16 protein-coding genes are annotated in these 18,198 nt (G+C 72.9%); 3 read left to right on the forward strand and 13 right to left on the reverse strand.

The genetic code is table 11. The features are described 5' to 3' along the window. Nucleotides 1-138: 138 nt before the first annotated feature. The 8 genes from ACFI33_RS08745 to ACFI33_RS08780 all read right to left on the reverse strand — a co-directional run bounded on the left by ACFI33_RS08745 (nucleotide 139) and on the right by ACFI33_RS08780 (nucleotide 6,824). Nucleotides 139-660 carry a hypothetical protein gene (locus ACFI33_RS08745; RefSeq protein WP_101965726.1) on the reverse strand — a complete coding sequence of 174 codons (522 nt, stop codon included), beginning with the start codon at nucleotides 658-660 and terminating at the stop codon, nucleotides 139-141. Nucleotides 661-667: 7 nt separating this feature from the next. After that, complete coding sequence (locus ACFI33_RS08750; RefSeq protein WP_181743507.1) at nucleotides 668-1,282, reverse strand: hypothetical protein; 615 nt, start codon at nucleotides 1,280-1,282, stop codon at nucleotides 668-670. 78 nt (nucleotides 1,283-1,360) lie between these two features. Then, nucleotides 1,361-1,957, reverse strand: coding sequence for a hypothetical protein (locus tag ACFI33_RS08755; protein WP_041105172.1), 597 nt, complete (start codon nucleotides 1,955-1,957; stop codon nucleotides 1,361-1,363). 40 nt (nucleotides 1,958-1,997) lie between these two features. Beyond that, the gene (locus tag ACFI33_RS08760) at nucleotides 1,998-3,281 is read right to left on the reverse strand and encodes an ABC transporter permease (protein WP_129867142.1); all 1,284 of its coding nucleotides are present in this window, start codon (nucleotides 3,279-3,281) and stop codon (nucleotides 1,998-2,000) included. After that, nucleotides 3,278-4,039, reverse strand: coding sequence for an ABC transporter ATP-binding protein (locus ACFI33_RS08765; RefSeq protein ID WP_462623947.1), 762 nt, complete (start codon nucleotides 4,037-4,039; stop codon nucleotides 3,278-3,280). Before ACFI33_RS08765 ends, ACFI33_RS08760 begins: the two co-directional genes overlap by 4 nt. Before the next feature lie 186 nt (nucleotides 4,040-4,225). Further along, nucleotides 4,226-5,308 carry a tryptophan--tRNA ligase gene (gene trpS, locus ACFI33_RS08770; RefSeq protein WP_002856591.1) on the reverse strand — a complete coding sequence of 361 codons (1,083 nt, stop codon included), beginning with the start codon at nucleotides 5,306-5,308 and terminating at the stop codon, nucleotides 4,226-4,228. 26 nt (nucleotides 5,309-5,334) lie between these two features. Continuing rightward, a complete protein-coding gene (locus tag ACFI33_RS08775; RefSeq protein WP_127435027.1) occupies nucleotides 5,335-6,261 on the reverse strand; it encodes an exodeoxyribonuclease III in 927 nt (308 codons plus the stop codon). Continuing rightward, nucleotides 6,261-6,824: a hypothetical protein gene (locus ACFI33_RS08780; RefSeq protein WP_127435026.1), complete on the reverse strand. Its 564-nt coding sequence runs from the start codon at nucleotides 6,822-6,824 to the stop codon at nucleotides 6,261-6,263. Before ACFI33_RS08780 ends, ACFI33_RS08775 begins: the two co-directional genes overlap by 1 nt. Before the next feature lie 102 nt (nucleotides 6,825-6,926). Between ACFI33_RS08780 and ACFI33_RS08785 the strand changes: the two genes are divergently transcribed. Then, complete coding sequence (locus ACFI33_RS08785) at nucleotides 6,927-8,429, forward strand: MFS transporter (protein ID WP_238693308.1); 1,503 nt, start codon at nucleotides 6,927-6,929, stop codon at nucleotides 8,427-8,429. A 16-nt stretch (nucleotides 8,430-8,445) separates the two neighbouring features. On the opposite strand, the gene ACFI33_RS08790 is transcribed toward ACFI33_RS08785, so the two are convergent. The 4 genes from ACFI33_RS08790 to glyA all read right to left on the reverse strand — a co-directional run bounded on the left by ACFI33_RS08790 (nucleotide 8,446) and on the right by glyA (nucleotide 13,672). After that, entirely contained in the window at nucleotides 8,446-10,353 is a 1,908-nt protein-coding gene (locus ACFI33_RS08790) for an ABC transporter permease (RefSeq protein WP_095347452.1), read from the reverse strand. 3 nt (nucleotides 10,354-10,356) lie between these two features. Further along, complete coding sequence (locus tag ACFI33_RS08795; protein WP_462623948.1) at nucleotides 10,357-11,343, reverse strand: ABC transporter ATP-binding protein; 987 nt, start codon at nucleotides 11,341-11,343, stop codon at nucleotides 10,357-10,359. A 129-nt stretch (nucleotides 11,344-11,472) separates the two neighbouring features. Then, on the reverse strand, nucleotides 11,473-12,384 hold the full coding sequence (locus ACFI33_RS08800) for a bifunctional methylenetetrahydrofolate dehydrogenase/methenyltetrahydrofolate cyclohydrolase (RefSeq protein WP_036338210.1): 912 nt from the start codon (nucleotides 12,382-12,384) through the stop codon (nucleotides 11,473-11,475). 7 nt (nucleotides 12,385-12,391) lie between these two features. Beyond that, a complete protein-coding gene (gene glyA, locus ACFI33_RS08805; RefSeq protein WP_010079361.1) occupies nucleotides 12,392-13,672 on the reverse strand; it encodes a serine hydroxymethyltransferase in 1,281 nt (426 codons plus the stop codon). A gap of 227 nt (nucleotides 13,673-13,899) precedes the next feature. On the opposite strand from glyA, the gene ACFI33_RS08810 reads away from it, so the two are divergent. Beyond that, nucleotides 13,900-15,414: a catalase gene (locus ACFI33_RS08810; protein ID WP_462623949.1), complete on the forward strand. Its 1,515-nt coding sequence runs from the start codon at nucleotides 13,900-13,902 to the stop codon at nucleotides 15,412-15,414. 105 nt (nucleotides 15,415-15,519) lie between these two features. On the opposite strand, the gene ACFI33_RS08815 is transcribed toward ACFI33_RS08810, so the two are convergent. Then, entirely contained in the window at nucleotides 15,520-17,070 is a 1,551-nt protein-coding gene (locus ACFI33_RS08815; protein WP_462623950.1) for a hypothetical protein, read from the reverse strand. 179 nt (nucleotides 17,071-17,249) lie between these two features. Between ACFI33_RS08815 and ACFI33_RS08820 the strand changes: the two genes are divergently transcribed. Next, the gene (locus ACFI33_RS08820) at nucleotides 17,250-18,155 is read left to right on the forward strand and encodes a formyltetrahydrofolate deformylase (RefSeq protein ID WP_127435554.1); all 906 of its coding nucleotides are present in this window, start codon (nucleotides 17,250-17,252) and stop codon (nucleotides 18,153-18,155) included. Nucleotides 18,156-18,198: the final 43 nt, after the last annotated feature.

The raw sequence follows: 18,198 nt of genomic DNA on the forward strand, positions 1-18,198 counted from the left end.
GGCCGCCGTCGTCGTGGGCGGAGCCCCCTCCCGCCGAGGCCCGCAGACGCGCCGTCACCGGCCCGGCGTAGCGGTGTGTCTGCGGGCCTCAGCGTGGGGACGGGCGGGACCGGAGGCGGAGGCGGGGGCGGTCCGAGCTCAGACGTCGAAGGCGGCGCGCGTCTCCCGCCGGTGCGCCACACGCAGCCACACCGCGCTGGACACGAGCATCCCGACGACGGCGCCCAGCACGACCGGACCCCCTCCCCCGGCCTGCACCATCCGCCCGCCGTCGACCATCCAGAAGGCCGCCGTGAGCATCCCCAGCACCACGAGCACGCTCCCCACGGGGCGCACGGCCCGGATGCGGCGGGTGATGCCGGCCAGGAGCACCAGGGTCAGGACGACCACCGCCGCGGCGGCCACCGGCCACGCCCCCGCCGGGGTGAGGAACGCGGCGACGTCGGCGTCGGTGACCTCGCTCGCGCCCCAGGAGCGCGCCTCCAGCACGGCGCGGGCGTAGCCGGGCGTCGACTGCAGCGCGAGCACGCCCCCCACGCCGGCCGCGCTCAGTGCGCCCGTGACGGCCGTGACGGTCTGGAACAGGCGCAGGGGACGCAGCGACGCGAGATCGGGGGCGGGGTCCGTGGTCTCGTGGGGATCGTCGTCGAGGGGGTGCATGCCCCCATCATGCCCGGCGGCGCAGGAAGGTCGTTGCGAGGCCCGGGTTGAAGGCGCACACGAGCCAGGCCGCGTTCACGAGCGCGAACAGCCCGCCCAGGACCAGGGGCAGCACCACGTCCCCGGCGGGGAAGACGAACAGGCGGATGGCCCCCAGCAGCGTCACGAAGATGGCGATCGAGGCGAACAGGGCACCCATGATGCGCGCCGTGTTGCTGTGCCGGGTCAGGCCGACGAGGACGATCGCGTAGACCGCCAGACCCAGCAGGGTCGCGAACCAGACACTGCCGGTGAGGGCGCCCTCGATGGCCTCGGCGGTCATCGCGGGCGACTGCGCGCCGCCCTCGGGCAGCGAGTCCGCGATGTCCTGGGCCGCGCCCGGGAGGAGGTTCCGCAGGATCGACGCGGCGTAGAGGACCGCGGACGCGACCGTGAGCCCGAGCAGCGCCCGGAACACGCCGGGGGTGCGGGCATCGGGGCGGATGAGCGGGCGGGCGTCCGGGCCGGAGTGCCCGGCGATGCGCCGCCGCGCCTCATCCGGGCCCACCACGGGCCGCCCGCCGCCGTCCAGGTCGTCGGAGTCGGGGGACACGGGATGCGGGGGTCGATGATCGGAGGCCATGTCGCCATGGTCTCCGCTGGCCGACGCCGGGGCGAGGGCTGGCGACCCAGGACTCGCCGCCGGCGAACGGCGTCGGGGTCAGGCGCGGCGGCCCTGACGGGTGTAGGCCGCGACCTGCGGGTTGAAGGCCTTGACCAGCCACAGGATGTTCACGATCACCAGCGCCAGGCTGAGCACGGAGGCCAGCACGCCGCCGATGCCGGGGTAGGTCACGAAGGAGAAGATGCCGCCGACGGCGCTGAGGGTGCCCAGGATCGCGACGACGATGCCGAGGATGCGGGCCCAGTTCTTGGCCCCGCGGAGGTTGAAGTACACCAGGGCGTACAGGGCCACGCCGATGAGCAGGACGATGATCGTGCCCACCGTCACGGAGGCGCCCACGACAGGCGCGATCTCCTCCACCTGCTCGGGGGTGAGGCCGCTCTGGCGAAGGGAGTCCCGCATGCGTTCGATGCTCTCCTCGCCGCCGAACAGGGCCGGCAGGGAGGACAGCACGTACAGCGCGAGCGACGTGAGCGTCAGCGTCAGGAGCGCGGGGAACGCGGCCGGCTCCGGGACGATGCCGTACGGGCTGCCCGGCTGGGCGCCGTAGCCCGGGGCCGCGTAGGGCTGCGTGCCGTAGCGGGAGCCCACGGCGGGCTGCTCCGGGTTCGGGTTCGGTCGATCGGTGGTCATGGTGTGCTCCTCGGTGTCGGTGACGGGCGCGGCGGCAGGATCACTCGTGCCGCAGTGCCTCGATGGGATCCTTCCGGGCCGCACGCAGGGCGGGCAAGGTGCCGGCGATGAACGCGATGGCCACGATCAGCAGCAGGATCAGCAGCAGGGCGAGGGGGTTGACCGCGAACAGGACCAGGCCGGTGACGCCGCTGAGGGGGCCGGTGGTCAGCACCTGGTTCGCGATGAGTCCGACGGCGACGCCCAGGCCGATGCCGATCAGCGAGCCGAACAGGCCGATCACGACGGCCTCCATGGTGAACAGGCCGAAGATCTTCCCGCCGGTCATGCCGAGGGCCTTCATGAGGCCGATCTCCCGGGTGCGCTCCTGCACGGCCATGAGCAGGGTGTTGATGATGCCGAAGCTGGCGGCGAGCAGTGCGATGAGCGCGAAGCCGGTGAGCACCCACGTGACGGCGTCGATGATGCCGCGGATCACGCCGAGCTGCTCCTCGAGGGTCTGCGCCAGCAGGCCCTGGTCGGCCAGCGCCTGCTTCACGGCGTCCTCGTTGGCCTCCGGGTCCGCCACGATCGCCGTGGCCTGGAAGTAGGTGTCCCGCTGGGACTCCGGCAGGCCCTCCGTCGTGATGTCGTAGATCGCCTGCTCGAGCGACTCCGACGGCGTCGGGGCGGTGCCCGCACCGGACGCGGCCGCCTTCGTCACACCGACCACGGTGGCCTTTACGGACTTCTGCTCCTGCAGCGGGGTCGCCGCCACGACGGTCAGCTCCGTGCCGATCAGGTCCTCGGCGTCGCTGGCGCCCAGGTCCTCCACCCACGACTCGGGCATGACGATCTCCGCGGCGCCGGCCTCGGGGGCACGGCCGGCGGAGAAGGTGAGCATGTCGATCTCACCGGAGCTGCCCATGAAGCCGGTCTGCCACTTGCGGTCGTCCGGGCCCTGGATGTACTCCGGCTCGGCCACCCGATAGGTCTTCACCTCGGTGACGTGCTCGGTGTCCTCGATCGCGGCGAGGTCCTCCTGGGTGAGCAGTGGCATGCCGAACATCTCGCCGCCGGCGGCGTCCTGCTCCGTGTACTCCTGGGGCGAGCCGCTCGCCGGACCGGCCGAGGACATGTCCTGCTGCTTCATCACGGTCAGCTCGCCGGGCTTGCCGAAGCCCTCGACCACGTTGTCCACGTACTTGTTGATGCCCGCGCCGAGCCCCGTGGTGAGGGTCAGCGTGAATGCGCCGATCACGATCGCGACGACGGTGAGGAAGGTGCGCAGCTTGGAGCGCATCGTGTTGGCGAGCGCCGTGCCCGCGACGTCGGTGGCCTTCATGCCCGTGCTCCGTCCTGCTCGGTGCCGACGCGCTCGTCGGCGATGACCACGCCGTCCTGCAGCTCGACGCGACGGTCGCACTGGGCGGCCAGGTCGTCGTCGTGGGTGACCACCACGAGGGTGATGCCCTCGTCGCGGTGCAGGCCGAAGAGGATGTCCTCCACGGCCGCCGAGGTGGCGGAGTCCAGGTTGCCCGTGGGCTCGTCCGCGAACAGCACCGTCGGGTTGTTCACGAGCGCGCGGGCGATGCACACGCGCTGCTTCTGGCCGCCGGAGAGGTCCGTGGCCTTGTTCTTCGCCTTGTCCGCGAGCTCGAGCCGCTCGAGCACCGCCATGCCGCGGCGGGCGCGCTCGGCCCGGCCCACGCCGGCGATCTTCAGCGGCAGCACGGTGTTCTCCAGGACCGTCTGGTTCGGGTTCAGGAAGAACTGCTGGAACACGAAGCCGAACCGCTCGTTGCGCAGCTGGGAGATCTCCGCGGCCTTGAGCTGGGAGACGGGACGGCCGTCCATCGCGACGACGCCGGCGGAGGGCTGGTCCAGCAGCGCCAGCAGGTGCATCAGGGTGGACTTGCCGGAGCCGGACTTGCCGACGACGGCCAGGGACTCGCCGCGCTGGATCTGCAGGGTGATGCCCTTCAGCGCGTCGAAGCGGGACGCCCCGCGGCCGTAGACCTTGACGAGGTTCTCCGTCTCCAGGACGGGCTCGGCGCCGGGTGGGACCTCGGCGACGGCGGGGATGGGGACCGCGGTGGACATGGCTCCGGCACTCCTCTCGGTGGGGCTCGCCCCCGCTGCGGCAGGAGCGGAGGCAGTGCACCCATCCTGACAGCCGGGCACGCGCCGCCACCTCCGCCTCGAGTCGGAGAACACGACGGCCCACGTCCCCCGCAGGTCGGGGGCGCGGGCCGTCGTCGGGAGGCCGCGGGGCCGGTGCGGCCCGGCTCAGCGCAGCGGCGGCAGGAAGCCGACCTTGGCGTAGACGTCCTCGAGCACGGGCGTGGCCACGGCGCGGGCCTTTTCGGCGCCGGCGGCGAGGATGCGGTCGAGCTCGGCGGGGTCGTCCAGCAGCGCGAGGGCGCGCTCGCGCACGGGGGCCAGGCGCTCGACGACGGCGTCCGCCACCGCGACCTTGAGGTGCCCGTACATCTTGCCGACGAACTCCTCCTCGAGCTGCGGGATCGGTGTGCCGGACACCGCGGAGAGGATGGTCAGCAGGTTGGAGACGCCGGGCTTGGCCTCGCGGTCGAAGCGCACCTCGGTGCCGTCGTCGGTGACCGCGGACTTGATCTTCTTGGCGGTCTTCTTCGGCTCCTCGAGGATGTTGATGAGCCCGTTCGGGGACGCCGCGGACTTGGACATCTTCGACGTGGGGTCCTGCAGGTCGTAGATGCGCGCGCCGGTCTCCGGGTAGAAGCCGGTGGGCACCACGAACGTCTCGCCGTAGCGGTGGTTGAAGCGCTGGGCGAGGTCGCGGGTGAGCTCCACGTGCTGGCGCTGGTCGTCGCCCACGGGCACGCCGTGCGGCTGGTAGAGCAGGATGTCCGCGGCCATGAGCATGGGGTACGCGAGCAGGCCGACGCCGGCCGCGTCCGCGCCCTGCTTGGCGGACTTGTCCTTGAACTGGGTCATGCGCATGGCCTCGCCCATGCCGGTCATGCAGGTCAGCACCCACGCCAGCTGCGCGTGCTCGGGGACCTGGGACTGGACGAACAGCGTGGAGCGCTCGGGGTCGATGCCGCCGGCGATGAACTGCGCGGCGGCCACCCGCGTGCGCTCCGCGAGCGCGGCCGGGTCCTGCGGCACGGTGATGGCGTGCAGGTCGGGGATGAAGAAGAACGCCTCGAAGTCGGCCTGGGTGCGCTCCCAGTTCACGAGGGCGCCGAGGTAGTTGCCCAGGTGGAGGGAGTCCGCCGAGGGCTGCATGCCGGAGAGCACGCGGTGCCGGGCGGACGCGCCGGCCAGGTGGGCGGTGGCGGCGGCGTCCTGGGCCAGGACGTCCTGCACGGAGTTCTTCTTCATGGTCATCTCAGCCTCGGGTCTCTCCTGCACGGTCAGAACTGGTAGTCGACCACGAGCGGGGCGTGGTCGGAGAAGCGGGTGCCCCAGCTGGGGGCGCGGTCCACGACGGCGGTCGTCGCCCGCTCGGCCAGGCCCGCGGTCGCCATGTGGTAGTCGATGCGCCACCCGGCGTCGTTGTCGAAGGCCTTGCCGCGCATGGACCACCACGTGTACGGGCCCGGCACCGGCCCGGCGAGGGCGCGGTGCACGTCCGTGAAGCCGAGCTCGCCGAAGAACCGGTCGAAGTAGGCGCGCTCCTCGGGCAGGAAGCCGGCCTTCTTCACGTTGCCCTTCCAGTTCTTGATGTCCAGCTCGGTGTGGCCCACGTTGAGGTCGCCCGTGACGAGGGCGTGCCCCTCCCCCGCAGCCAGCTCGGAGAGGCGGCGGACCATCTCGTCGAGGAACCGGTACTTGTCCACCTGCTTCGGGGTGTCGACCTCGCCCGAGTGCACGTACGCCGAGACCACGGTCAGCGGCGAGCCGTCCGGCAGGCGCAGGTCGGCCTCGATCCAGCGGCCGGCGTCGTCGAAGTACCCGTCGGCGTCGGCGATGCCCGTGCGGACCTCGCCGAGCGGGAACCGCGAGGCGATCGCGACGCCGGCCCGCCCCTTGGCGGCGGCCACGGCGTCCGCCAGGTGCACCTCGTCCCAGTCCTCGCCCACGATCTCGCGGACCAGCTGCGCCGTGACGTCCGCGGGGGCGCGCACCTCCTGGAGGGTGAGCACGTCCACGCCGCGGCCGGCGAACCACTCCCGCATCCCCTTGCGGTGCGAGGCGCGGATGCCGTTGACGTTCACGGTGGCCACGCGCACGGCGCCGTCGGCCTTGGGCGCCCCGGCGTTGGCGTGCACCACGGGCTCGCCCTCGGCGGGCTCGGGGTACGTCCCGGTGACGGGGTCCTTCTCGGGCAGCGCCGTCATCAGCCGATCACCGTCCCGCCCACCGGGCCCTCGGCGCCGCCGGCCCGGGACTCCTTGATCATGTCGCGGGCGTTGGAGGCCGTGATGTCGATGGTCTCCAGGGCGCGGTCCACCATCTCGCGGTCCATGCCCGCGCCCGCGGCGAGCTGCTCGCGCACCACGCGCACCTGCACCTGGGCGATCTTGAACGAGTGGTCCAGCTTGGTGTCCCGCAGGGGGTCCGCGGCCGGCGCCTGCGGGGCCACCGCGGGGGCGGCGGCGTCGGTGTCCCGGCCGCGCAGGGCGGCGACGTCGGCGCGGGCGTTCTGCATGGCGGTGTCCACCTTTCGGCCCGCGGCCTGGACGCCGCGGCGCATCTGCAGGTACACGACCACCGCGAACACGAGCCAGCCGGCGGCGACGGCGACCACGAGCCACCCGATCACGTCGTTCTGGTTCGCGGCGAAGATGATCGCCACGATCAGGATGACGATCATCGCGACGAAGCCGAGCGATCCCACGCGCAGGCCGGCGCGGGGGCCGCGGCGCGCGCCGTCGGGACCGGGGGTCAGGGACTGGGACATGGGTGCTCCTCCGGAGGGGCTCGTGGGGTCTGCCCTCCATCATCCCGCATCGCGGGGTGCGCTCCGAATCGGGCGGCCCGCGTCGGTGCCTATCCTGAGGCGATGACCCCCCGCCCCCCGCACCCCGCCGACCCCGCGTCCGGGGCCTTCACCCCTGACCAGCGCCGCATCCTCACCGCACTGCTCATGCCGCTCTTCCTCGCGCTGATGAGCGTGTCCGTGGTGAACGTGGCGCTGCCGGCCATCGAGTCGGGCCTGGACGCCACGAGCGCGGATCTGCAGTGGGTGCTGGCGGGGTACACGCTGACGTTCGGCACCGTGCTCGTGGCCGCGGGCCGCGCCGGCGACCTGTGGGGCCGCAAGAGCCTGTTCCTGGCGGGCATCACGCTGTACATGCTCGGCTCCCTGCTCTCCGGCTTGGCCGGGGACACCCTGCTGCTCAACGCGGGGCGCCTGCTCACGGGCCTGGGCGCAGGCGTGTTCAACCCCCAGGTCATCGGGTTCATCCAGTCGAACTTCCACGGCCGCGCCCGCGGGCGGGCCTACGGACTCTTCGGCACCGTGGTGGGCCTCGGCGTGGCCGTGGGGCCCCTGCTCGGCGGGCTGTTCCTCGGCGCGTTCGGCCCCGAGTGGGGCTGGCGCTCCACGTTCCTCATGAATGTGCCCGTGGGCCTGGCCGCCGTCGCGATGGGCGCCCTCTGGCTGCCGCCGCCCACCCGCGTGCACGGCCTGCCCCCCGCCCCCGGCCCGCGCGGGATCGCCGCGCTCGACCCGGTGGGCGCCCTGCTGCTCGGCGCCGGCGGGGTGAGCCTCATGGTGCCGTTCATCGTCCCGGGCACCGCCTGGCTGCTGGTGCTCGCCGCCGCGCTCGTGACGGCGTGGTGGCTGTGGGAGAAGCGCGTGAAGGCACGGGCGTCGGCCACCGGCGTGCAGCCCATGGTGGACCCGGCCCTGTTCCGGCGGCCGTCCTTCACGATCGGCGCGCTCGAGTCCACCATCTACCTGGCCACCATGCCGGCGGTGTTCGCGATCGTGGCGATCTTCCTGCAGCGCGGCATGGGGTTCACGCCGCTCGAGGCCGGCCTCGTGGGTCTGCCCGGCGCCGTCGTCGTGGCCTCCCTGTCCCCGTGGGTGGGCTCGATGGTGCAGCGGCGCGGGCCCGTGCTCGTGCTGCTCGGCGCCCTCGTGGGCCTCGTGTCGCTGGGGTTGCTCGCGCTCGCGTTCGAGCGCAGCGCGGCCGGCGCGTGGTCGCCGTGGATCGTGGGGGTGGGGCTGATCGTGCAGTCGGCCTCGCAGGCCCTGCTGCTCACCAGCACGCAGGTGCTGATGATGGACGACGTCGCCGGCCACGAGGCGGGGGCGGCCGGCGGCGTCGCCCAGACGGCGCAGCGCCTCGGCACCGCCCTGGGCCTGTCCGTGGTGACGGGAGCGTTCTTCGCGGCCCTGGCCGGCGCCGCAGCCGAGAGCGCCGGCCCGCCGTCGGCCACGGAGTACGCGCACGCGGCCTCGACCGCCATGGGCATGGTGGCCGCGTGCTGGGCGCTCACCGCCGCGGTCGCGGCCCTGGACGTGGTCCGGCGACGCCGCGCCGCGCGCGCGGCCTGACCGGCCCGCGGGGGCCTCAGCGCAGGAACAGCGCACCGAGCCGGCGGGCGGCGAGCCACACCCCGACGCCGGCCATCACCACGAAGTAGAGGACGTGGCCGGCGGTCGCCCAGCTCAGCACGCCCACCGCGAGCGCACGCATCAGCTCCACGGCGTGCCACAGCGGGAACACGCGGATCACCCACTGGATCGGCTCCGGGTAGACCGCGAGCGGGAAGAACGTGGCCGAGAACAGGAACATGGGCATCAGCACGATCTGGACCCAGTCCATGTGCTGGAACGTCTTCATCCAGCTCGTCACCGCCATGCCGAGGGAGGCGAAGCCCAGCGCCACGAGCAGGGCGCCGGGGATCATGAGCAGCGCCGTCCACGAGGTGACGAGCCCGGCCACGGTCATGACGATCAGGAAGCCGACCGCGTAGATCAGCCCGCGCAGCAGCGCCATCGCGATCTCCCCGAGCGCCACGTCCAGCGGGCCCAGCCGCGTGGAGAGCATGGTCTGGTACGTCTTCGCGTAGCGCAGCTTGAAGAACACGTTCCACGTGGAGTCGTAGATGGCGCCGTTCATCGCCGAGACCGCCAGCAGTGCGGGGGCGAGGTACATGCCGTACGGGACGGGGGTGCCGTCCGGGCCGGCCACGTCGCCGACCAGCGCACCGAGACCCAGTCCCAGGGAGGCCAGGTAGAGCACGGGCTCGAAGAACCCGGAGAAGAACACCACCCAGTTGTTGGACTTCAGGGACAGGAACGCCCGCTCCATCACCGCGCGCACGTTGCCCGAGTACGCGCCGGCCAGCGGGCCGCGGCGCACGGGGATCTCGGGCATGGGCGGCACGGCGACGGCGTGTTCCCGCACCACCGACGACGACGGCGCGGCCGGGCCCGCCTGCGCGGCGGCGGGTGCGACGTCGGCGCGGGCGGCCCCGGTGCGCGCGGCACGGCGGCCCAGGCGCGGGGCACGGTCCCGGCGGGCGGCCGTGACGGCGTCGCGGTCCGGGGTGCCTCGGACCCAGCCGAGGCGGCGCGTGTAGATCCGCACCGCGAGCCAGGCCCCGCCGAGCGCGAGGGCCAGCAGGAACGCCACATGCGCCACGGTGAGCCAGACCGGCTCGGCCATCCCGTAGGAGAGCACGCGGCCGAGCTGGGCGGCATGCCACTGCGGGGAGAGCCAGCCGATCCAGCGCAGCCACACGGGCAGTACGTCCAGCGGGTAGAAGGTGGCGGAGAACAGGAACAGGGGCATGACCACGAGCCGCTGCAGGGTGGCGAACTGGCCCTTGTCCTCCTTCAGGGAGGCGGCGAACGCCATGATCGGCGCGCCGACGGCGAGCCCGCCGAGCGTGGCGGTGAGGACCTGCACCCACGCCCACGGGCTCGAGACGACCCCGAACGCCAGCATCACCAGCAGGAACACGGCAGCCTGGAACACGAACCGCAGGCTCACGGCCGCGAGGTGGCCCAGGGCGATCTGCGCCGGAGACAGCGGAGTGGCCTGCGCCGCGTAGTACGTGCGCTGCCACTGGAACCCGCCCATCACCGGGTAGGAGAACTCGACGGACGCGGTCATCAGCGCACCCGAGGCCAGCAGCGCCGGGGCGATGAACGCGACGTAGGAGACCCCGCCCAGGGCGTCCTGCGGCATCCCGCCGCCCATGAGCTGGGCCAGGCCCAGGCCCATGGCCAGCAGGTAGAGCACGGGTTCGCCCAGGGCGCCGACGATCAGCACCGCGCCGTAGCGACGCATGTTCCGCAGCTGGTGCTCGGCGTAGAGCAGGACGCCGCGGCGCCTCACACGCTCCACGGACGCCGCCGCGGTGACCGGCGGGCGCAGCGGCTCGGCGGGCGTGGCGGACGGAGCCGAGGGCCCGGACCGCGGGCCGGGCGAGGCGGGGCCGGGGGTCGTCGTCGTGGTGGGGGACGGCACGGGTCAGTCCATCAGGGTGCGGCCGGTGAGGATGAGGAACACGTCCTCGAGGCTCGCGCGGCGGGTCAGCGTGGTGACGGGGGCGGGCAGGGCGCCCTCGTCGACGAGGCGCTGCACGACGTCGTGCAGGTCGTCCGCGCGTCGGGCGTAGACGAGGACGCGGTCCGGGAGGACCTCGACGCGGTGCACGACGCCGTCACCTGCGTGGGCCTGGACGGTGCGGGCTGCGGCCTCGTTGCGGTCCGCGCCGAAGCGCGCCTCGAGGACCTCGCGGGAGGCGTGCTCGCGGATGAGCTCGGCGGGGGTGCCGGCGGCCATGATCTCGCCGCCGTCGACCACGACGAGCCGGTCGCACAGCTGCTCCGCCTCGTCCATGTGGTGCGTGGTCAGCAGCAGCGTGGTGCCGCGTTCCTTGAGTCGGTAGAGGCGGTCCCACAGGATGTGGCGGGCCTGCGGGTCCAGGCCCGTGGTGGGCTCGTCGAGGAGGAAGAGGGCCGGCTCGTTGACCAGGGCGCGGGCGATCACGAGCCGGCGCTTCATGCCGCCGGAGAGGTCGGTGACCTTGGCGTCCGCCTTCTCGGTGAGCTGGGCGAAGGCCAGCAGCTCCTCGGCCTTGGGCCGCAGGTACGAGTAGGGCAGGCCGAAGTAGCGGCCGTAGATCAGGATGTTCTCCCGGGCGGTGAGCTCCTCGTCCAGGTTGTCCTGCTGCGGCACCACGCCCAGGCGCGCACGGACGGCCGGCCCGTCCTCCTCCGGGTCGATGCCCAGGATGGTCAGCTCGCCCGCGGTGCGCTGCGAGGTGCCCGCGAGCATGCGCATGGTGGTGGACTTGCCCGCGCCGTTGGGGCCGAGCAGGCCGAAGCACTCGCCGGGACGCACGTCCAGGTCGATGCCCTTCACGGCGTGGAACTCGCCGTACTGCTTGCGCAGCCCACGGGCACGGATGACGGAGGAGGGGCCGGGGGACGCGTGCAGAGTGGTGGGGCTCACAAGCCGACAGCATAGGCGCATCGCCCGCCCGGACGCGCGCCGCCCCCTCTGCGACGAACCCTGCGATATGGCCCCCATCCGGGGTGGATGGGGGCCATATCGCAGGGTTGGTCGCGGGAGTGGGAGAGGTCAGGCTCCGGCCCGCTCCCCGGCCCAGTCCTCGCCGTCGGCGGCACGCTCGGCGGCCTCGACGACGTTCGCCAGCAGCATGACGCGGGTCATCGGCCCGACGCCGCCCGGGTTCGGCGCCATCCAGGCCGCCTTCTCCTTCACGGCCGGGTCCACGTCGCCCAGGACGCGCGACGTCCCGTCCTCCCCGGTCACGCGGGAGACGCCCACGTCCAGGACGATCACGCCCTCCTTGACCTGCTCCGGCTTCACCATGTGGGCGGAGCCGGCGGCGGCGATCACGACGTCGGCGCTCGCCAGCAGCTCGTCGAGGTTCGTGGTGCCGGTGTGGGCCAGGGTCACGGTGGCGTTGACCTCGCGGCGGGTGAACACGAGGCCGGCGGGCCGGCCGATGGTCACGCCGCGGCCGATCACGAGCACGTGCTTGCCGGCCAGCCCCACACCGTGGTGGCGCAGCAGCTCGACGCAGCCGGCCGGGGTGCACGGCAGCGGCGAGTCCAGCTCGCCGCCGACCGAGGCCACGAGCCGCCCCAGGTTCATGGGGTGCAGGCCGTCCGCGTCCTTGTCCGGGTCGATGGCCTCGAGCACCTTCTGGGTGTCCACGTGCTTCGGCAGCGGCAGCTGGACGATGTAGCCCGTGCAGGCCGGGTCCTCGTTCAGCTCGCGCACGACGTCGAGGATCTGCTCCTCCGTCGCGTCCGCGGGCAGCTCACGCTGGATGGACTCGATGCCCACCTCGGCGCAGTCGCGGTGCTTGCCCGCCACGTACTTCTGCGAGCCGGCGTCCTCACCGACGAGCAGGGTGCCGAGGCCGGGGGTGTGCCCGCGCTCGGCGAGGGCGGCCACGCGGCCGCGCAGCTCCTCCTTGATCGCGGCGGCGGTGGCCTTGCCGTCCAGGACCTTCGCGGTCATCGGCGGCTCACCAGCCCTCGAGGCCGTCGTACAGCGGGAAGTCCTCGGTGAGCTTCACGACGCGGGCGCGCAGCGCCTCCACGTCCGGGCTCGGCTTCAGCGCCTCGGCGATGACGTCGGACACCTCGCGGAACTCGGCCTCGCCGAAGCCGCGGGAGGCCAGCGCGGGGGTGCCGATGCGCAGGCCGGAGGTGGTCATCGGCGGACGCGGGTCCCACGGCACCGAGTTGCGGTTCACGGTGATGCCGACCTCGTGCAGGATGTCCTCGCCCTGCCTGCCGTCCAGCTGAGACTCGCGCAGGTCCACCAGGACCAGGTGCACGTCCGTGCCGCCGGTGAGCACCGAGATGCCGTGCTCGGCCATGTCCGGGGCGGTCAGGCGCTCGGCCAGGATCTGCGCGCCGGCCAGGGTGCGCTCCTGCTTCTCCTTGAAGTCCGCGGAGCCGGCGATCTTGAAGGCCACGGCCTTGCCCGCGATCGCGTGCATCAGCGGGCCGCCCTGCTGGCCCGGGAACACGGCGGAGTCGATCTTCTTCTTCAGCTCCTCGGTGGAGAGGATGAAGCCCGAACGGGGGCCGGCGAGGGTCTTGTGCACGGTGGAGGAGACGACGTCGGCGTGCGGCACCGGGTTCGGGTGCAGGCCGGCGGCCACGAGGCCGGCGAAGTGGGCCATGTCCACCCAGAGCCGGGCGCCGACCTCGTCCGCGATCGAGCGGAAGGCGGCGAAGTCGAGCTGACGGGGGTAGGCGGACCAGCCGGCCACGATCACCTTCGGCCGGGCCTCGAGGGCCTTCTCGCGCACCTTGTCCATGTCGATGCGGTGGGTGTCCGGCTCCACCTCGTACGCGGCGATGCTGTAGTTCTTGCCGGAGAAGTTCAGCTTCATGCCGTGCGTCAGGTGGCCGCCGTGCGCCAGGGACAGGCCCATCATCGTGTCCCCGTGGTCCAGCAGCGAGGTCATCACGGCCACGTTGGCCTGAGCGCCGGCGTGCGGCTGGACGTTGGCGTGCTCGGCGCCGAACAGGTCCTTGGCGCGCTGGATGGCCAGGTTCTCGGCCACGTCCACGAATTCGCAGCCGCCGTAGTAGCGGCGGCCCGGGTAGCCCTCCGCGTACTTGTTGGTCAGCACCGAGCCCTGCGTCTCGAGGATGGCGCGCGGCACGAAGTTCTCCGAGGCGATCATCTCGAGCGTGCCCCGCTGGCGGCCGAGCTCGTCCGCGAGCGCCGCGGCGATCTCCGGGTCCACCTCGGCGAGGGGCTGGGTGTTGATGTCGGGCGTCTGCGTCACGGGGGTTCCCTTCGAACGGGGGTCTGTGCGGCCGGAAGGCTCCGGTGCCCTCCATCCTAGTGACTGGGCGCCGTCGTCGGTCCTGCGCGACGGCGGCCCGCGGCCCCGGCGACCGACCCCGGCACCCGGTTCTTTTGACTGATTCAGAAATATGCCAAGATCGGGGATGACGCCGCCCACCGCGCCGATCGGTGCGCGGCCGACGTCGATCGACGAAGGAGAGTTCCATGACGGAGTACCAGAAGACGACCCCGCACGCGACCGGTTCCACCCGCCAGAACGGCGCCCCGGCCGTCAGCGACCGCCAGTCCCTGACCGTGGGCAGCGAGGGGCCCATCGTCCTGCACGACACCCACCTGCTGGAGACCCACCAGCACTTCAACCGCATGAACATCCCGGAGCGCCGCCCGCACGCCAAGGGCTCCGGCGCCTTCGGCGAGTTCGAGGTGACCGAGGACGTGTCGAAGTACACCAAGGCCCTCGTGTTCCAGCCGGGCACGAAGACCGAGACCCTCCTGCGCTTCTCCACCGTGGCCGGCGAGCTCGGCTCCCCGGACACCTGGCGCGACGTGCGCGGCTTCGCGCTGCGCTTCTACAGCGAGGAGGGCAACTACGACATCGTCGGCAACAACACCCCGATCTTCTTCCTGCGCGACCCGATGAAGTTCACCCACTTCATCCGCTCGCAGAAGCGTCTGCCGGACTCCGGCCTGCGCGATGCCACCATGCAGTGGGACTTCTGGACCAACAACCCCGAGTCGGCGCACCAGGTGACCTACCTGATGGGCCCGCGCGGCCTGCCCCGCACCTGGCGTGAGATGAACGGCTACGGCTCCCACACCTACCTGTGGGTCAACGCCCAGGGCGAGAAGCACTGGGTGAAGTACCACTTCATCTCCCAGCAGGGCGTGCACGGCCTCTCGAACGACGAGGCCACCAAGATCGCCGGCGAGAACGCCGACTTCCACCGCCAGGACCTGTTCGAGTCCATCGCCAAGGGCGACCACCCCAAGTGGGACCTCTACATCCAGGCGATCCCCTACGAGGAGGGCAAGACCTACCGGTTCAACCCCTTCGACCTGACGAAGACGATCTCCCAGAAGGACTACCCGCGCATCAAGGTCGGCACGCTGACCCTGAACCGCAACCCGGAGAACCACTTCGCGCAGATCGAGTCCGCCGCGTTCAGCCCGAGCAACACCGTGCCGGGCATCGGCCTGTCCCCGGACCGCATGCTCCTGGGCCGCGCCTTCGCGTACCACGACGCGCAGCTGTACCGCGTGGGCGCCCACGTGAACCAGCTGCCGGTGAACCGTCCCAAGAACGCGGTGCACAACTACGCCTTCGAGGGCCAGATGTGGTACGACCACACCGGCGACCGCTCCACCTACGTGCCGAACTCCAACGGCGACTCCTGGTCGGACGAGACCGGCCCGGTGGACGACGGCTGGGAGGCCGACGGCACCCTGACCCGTGAGGCCCAGGCGCTGCGCGCGGACGACGACGACTTCGGCCAGGCCGGCACCCTCGTCCGGGAGGTCTTCTCGGCCCAGGAGCGCGAGGACTTCGTGGAGACCGTGGCCGGCGCGCTGAAGGGCGTCCGCCAGGACGTCCAGGCCCGCGCCTTCGAGTACTGGAAGAACGTGGACACCGCGATCGGCCAGCGCATCGAGGACGAGGTCAAGCGCCACGAGGGCGACGGCATCCCGGGCGTCGAGGCCGGCGGCGAGGCCCGCATCTGACGGCTCCCTCCCCCGGCGGGCGCCCGCGCGCGCTCCGCTGAACGCACGGCGGCCGCTCCCTCGCACGAGGGGGCGGCCGCCGTCGTCGTGGGGCGAATGCCTTGGTCAGCGCTTGCCCCAGCGGCGCTCCTGCGCCTGGGACAGCTTGTCCTTGACCACCTTCACGACCTTGTCCTTGGCGGGCACGGCCACGTTGTCCCGCAGCGGGACGGCGACCTTGTCACGCACGGTCTCGAACGCGGAGGCCGCCACGGCGCCGGCCTGGGCCAGCTTCGACTCACCCTCGGCGTCCGAGGCTCGGGTCTCGTCGCGGTCCGCCCGCAGGTCCGGGAGGGCGGCGCCCTCGGTGTCGTCCTCGGCGGGCTCCTCATCCGTGGGGGCGGAGGAGGTGGAGGTGTCCGGGGCCACGGTCGTGGGCGTCGACGACGTCGGTGCGGCGGTCCCAGCAGTCCCGGCGGCTGCCGCCGACTGGGCGGCGCGGGCCTCGCGGCGGGTCGCCGGAGTGGCGTCCTCCGCACGGCCGGGCGAGGCCGCGGTCGGATCCAGCTCCGGGGCGCCGCCCAGGGGCGTGGCCGGCGTGGTGCCGGCGTGGGTCTCCGGGGCCTCGGCCCGGCGGGTGGCCGGGGCAGCCTCGAGCGGCGGGCGCTCGGCTGCGGGCTCGACCGCCGCCGGCTGCGCGGCGTCCACGCGATGGTCCTCGGTGCGCGCCGGCCCGCGGTCCGCCTCCGCCACGCGACCGGGCACCCCGGGCGTGCCGTCGATGCGCAGGGACCCGGCGGCCGAGCGCTCAGCCCCGTCGGCGCCGTTCTGCTGGGCCTGGTCCGGCTCGGCGGTCACGACGGTCACCGATCCGTGCGCGGTGGTCGCCACCGTGTGCGTCTCGAGATGCTCACCCTGCGGGACCGGGATCGCGTCCGTGGCGAACTCCTTGGTGGGGGTGTGCTCGGGGGCGACCTCGTCGGCGGGGACGGTCCCGTGCACGTGCTCGGGAGCCGGGGTGAGGTGGCTCTGCTGGTCCGGGGCCGCGGCAGCCGGTGCCGCCGGAGCGGGGGTCTCCGCGACCGGGGACGGGGAGGCCGGGGTCGCCGGGACGTCCGCCGCGGGCGTCTGCTCATCCAGGGTGACGCCGGAACCGCCGGCCACACCGGCCGCGCCCAGGCCCACGGTGTCCGCCGCGCTCGGCGTGCTCGTCGCCGCCGCGGCGGGGCGCAGAGTGCCCCGGGTGGCCGGAGCCGCGGCATCGCGACGGGGGGTCTCAGTGGTGGCCTCGGTGCTCGGGGCGTCCTGCTGATCCACGGTCACCCCCGCCCCGCCGGCCACGCCGGCGACGGACTCGTCGGTCTCACGGTCCGCCACGGCGGTGTCGGACGCAGCCAGACCCCCGGCGGGCCTCACCGCGGCCGCGGGGCGCGCGTCCTTCTCGGCCGCCACCTCGTCCAGGCGGGAGAGGCGGGTCGGAGCCGCGGGGACGGCCGCAGCGGCGGCCGCCTGCTCACCCGCGGTGTCCGGGGTGATGCCCCGGCGCTCAAGCAGGGTCTCGGCCACCTCGGCCTCGGCCTCGCGACGACGGCGGGAGGCGATCACCGAGAGGATGATCAGGATCAACAGCACGACGATGATCGCCGCGATGATCCAGTAGAGGGTGGACTGTGGCATGGGGGTGCTCCTCGGTCGTCTGGGGCGACCGGCCGGGCCGGGCGCCGCGTCGTGCTTCCCGCGCCGCCGCGCGGCGGGGAACCTGGTCTTGAGGATGACACGGGGCCCGACCCCCCGACCAGGGATCAGCCCCGTCATCCCGCGGTTCCGCGCGGCCGGCACCGCCTACCATCGACGCCATGGACACGGCAGCCCTCTCCCCCAGCCCCTCCCCCGCCTCCGGCGCGGAGCACGCCCGCGTGCTCACGCTGGCCTGCACGAACCGCAAGGGCATCGTGCACGCCGTGACGGGCGCCCTGCTGGGCGTGGAGGCGGACATCACCGAGTCGCAGCAGTACGACTCCCCGGACACCGGCGACTTCTTCATGCGCGTGGAGTTCGTGACCCCGGCCGTGCGGGAGGACATCGAGCAGGCGCTCGCGCCGGTGCGCGAGGAGTTCGGCATGCGCATGGGCCTGTGGGACGCGGCGCACCGCATGCGCACCCTCGTGATGTGCTCCAAGGACGGGCACACCCTCAACGACCTGCTCTTCCAGCAGCGCGCCGGCACCCTGCCCATCGAGATCCCCGTGGTGGTCTCGAACCACCTGGACCTGCAGCCGCTCGCCTCCTTCTACGGCGTGCCCTTCATCCACGTGCCCGTCTCCAAGGACCCCTCGAGCCGGGACTCCAAGGAGGCCGCGGAGGACCGGCTGCGCGACCTGATCGCCCAGTTCGACATCGAGCTGGTGGTCCTGGCCCGCTACATGCAGATCCTCTCGGACGAGCTGTGCCGGGACCTGGCCGGGATGGCCATCAACATCCACCACTCGTTCCTGCCCTCCTTCAAGGGCGCCCGCCCCTACCACCAGGCGCACGAACGCGGCGTGAAGCTCATCGGCGCCACCGCCCACTACGTGACCGCCGACCTGGACGAGGGCCCGATCATCGCGCAGTCCGTGCAGCCGGTGACCCACGCCCAGACCGCCGCCGACTTCGTGGCCCGCGGCCGCGACGTCGAGGGCTCCACGCTCGCGCAGGCCGTGCGCTGGCACGCCCAGCACCGCGTCCTCGCGGACGGCCGGCGGACCGTCGTCTTCAGCTGAGCCCGGGACGACGGCGCCACGCGGCGCCGTCGTCCTGCCCGCC

The organism is Micrococcus sp. PSi08 (genome assembly GCF_054960655.1).

Excerpts from the sequence above, each read along its gene's own strand:
- ACFI33_RS08745 (WP_101965726.1), bottom strand. The coding sequence starts at position 660 with ATGCACCCCCTCGACGACGATCCCCACGAGACCACGGACCCCGCCCCC.
- ACFI33_RS08750 (WP_181743507.1), bottom strand. The coding sequence starts at position 1,282 with ATGGCCTCCGATCATCGACCCCCGCATCCCGTGTCCCCCGACTCCGAC.
- ACFI33_RS08755 (WP_041105172.1), bottom strand. The coding sequence starts at position 1,957 with ATGACCACCGATCGACCGAACCCGAACCCGGAGCAGCCCGCCGTGGGC.
- ACFI33_RS08760 (WP_129867142.1), bottom strand. The coding sequence starts at position 3,281 with ATGAAGGCCACCGACGTCGCGGGCACGGCGCTCGCCAACACGATGCGC.
- ACFI33_RS08765 (WP_462623947.1), bottom strand. The coding sequence starts at position 4,039 with ATGTCCACCGCGGTCCCCATCCCCGCCGTCGCCGAGGTCCCACCCGGC.
- trpS (WP_002856591.1), bottom strand. The coding sequence starts at position 5,308 with ATGACCATGAAGAAGAACTCCGTGCAGGACGTCCTGGCCCAGGACGCC.
- ACFI33_RS08775 (WP_127435027.1), bottom strand. The coding sequence starts at position 6,261 with ATGACGGCGCTGCCCGAGAAGGACCCCGTCACCGGGACGTACCCCGAG.
- ACFI33_RS08780 (WP_127435026.1), bottom strand. The coding sequence starts at position 6,824 with ATGTCCCAGTCCCTGACCCCCGGTCCCGACGGCGCGCGCCGCGGCCCC.
- ACFI33_RS08785 (WP_238693308.1), top strand. The coding sequence starts at position 6,927 with ATGACCCCCCGCCCCCCGCACCCCGCCGACCCCGCGTCCGGGGCCTTC.
- ACFI33_RS08800 (WP_036338210.1), bottom strand. The coding sequence starts at position 12,384 with ATGACCGCGAAGGTCCTGGACGGCAAGGCCACCGCCGCCGCGATCAAG.
- ACFI33_RS08810 (WP_462623949.1), top strand. The coding sequence starts at position 13,900 with ATGACGGAGTACCAGAAGACGACCCCGCACGCGACCGGTTCCACCCGC.
- ACFI33_RS08815 (WP_462623950.1), bottom strand. The coding sequence starts at position 17,070 with ATGCCACAGTCCACCCTCTACTGGATCATCGCGGCGATCATCGTCGTG.
- ACFI33_RS08820 (WP_127435554.1), top strand. The coding sequence starts at position 17,250 with ATGGACACGGCAGCCCTCTCCCCCAGCCCCTCCCCCGCCTCCGGCGCG.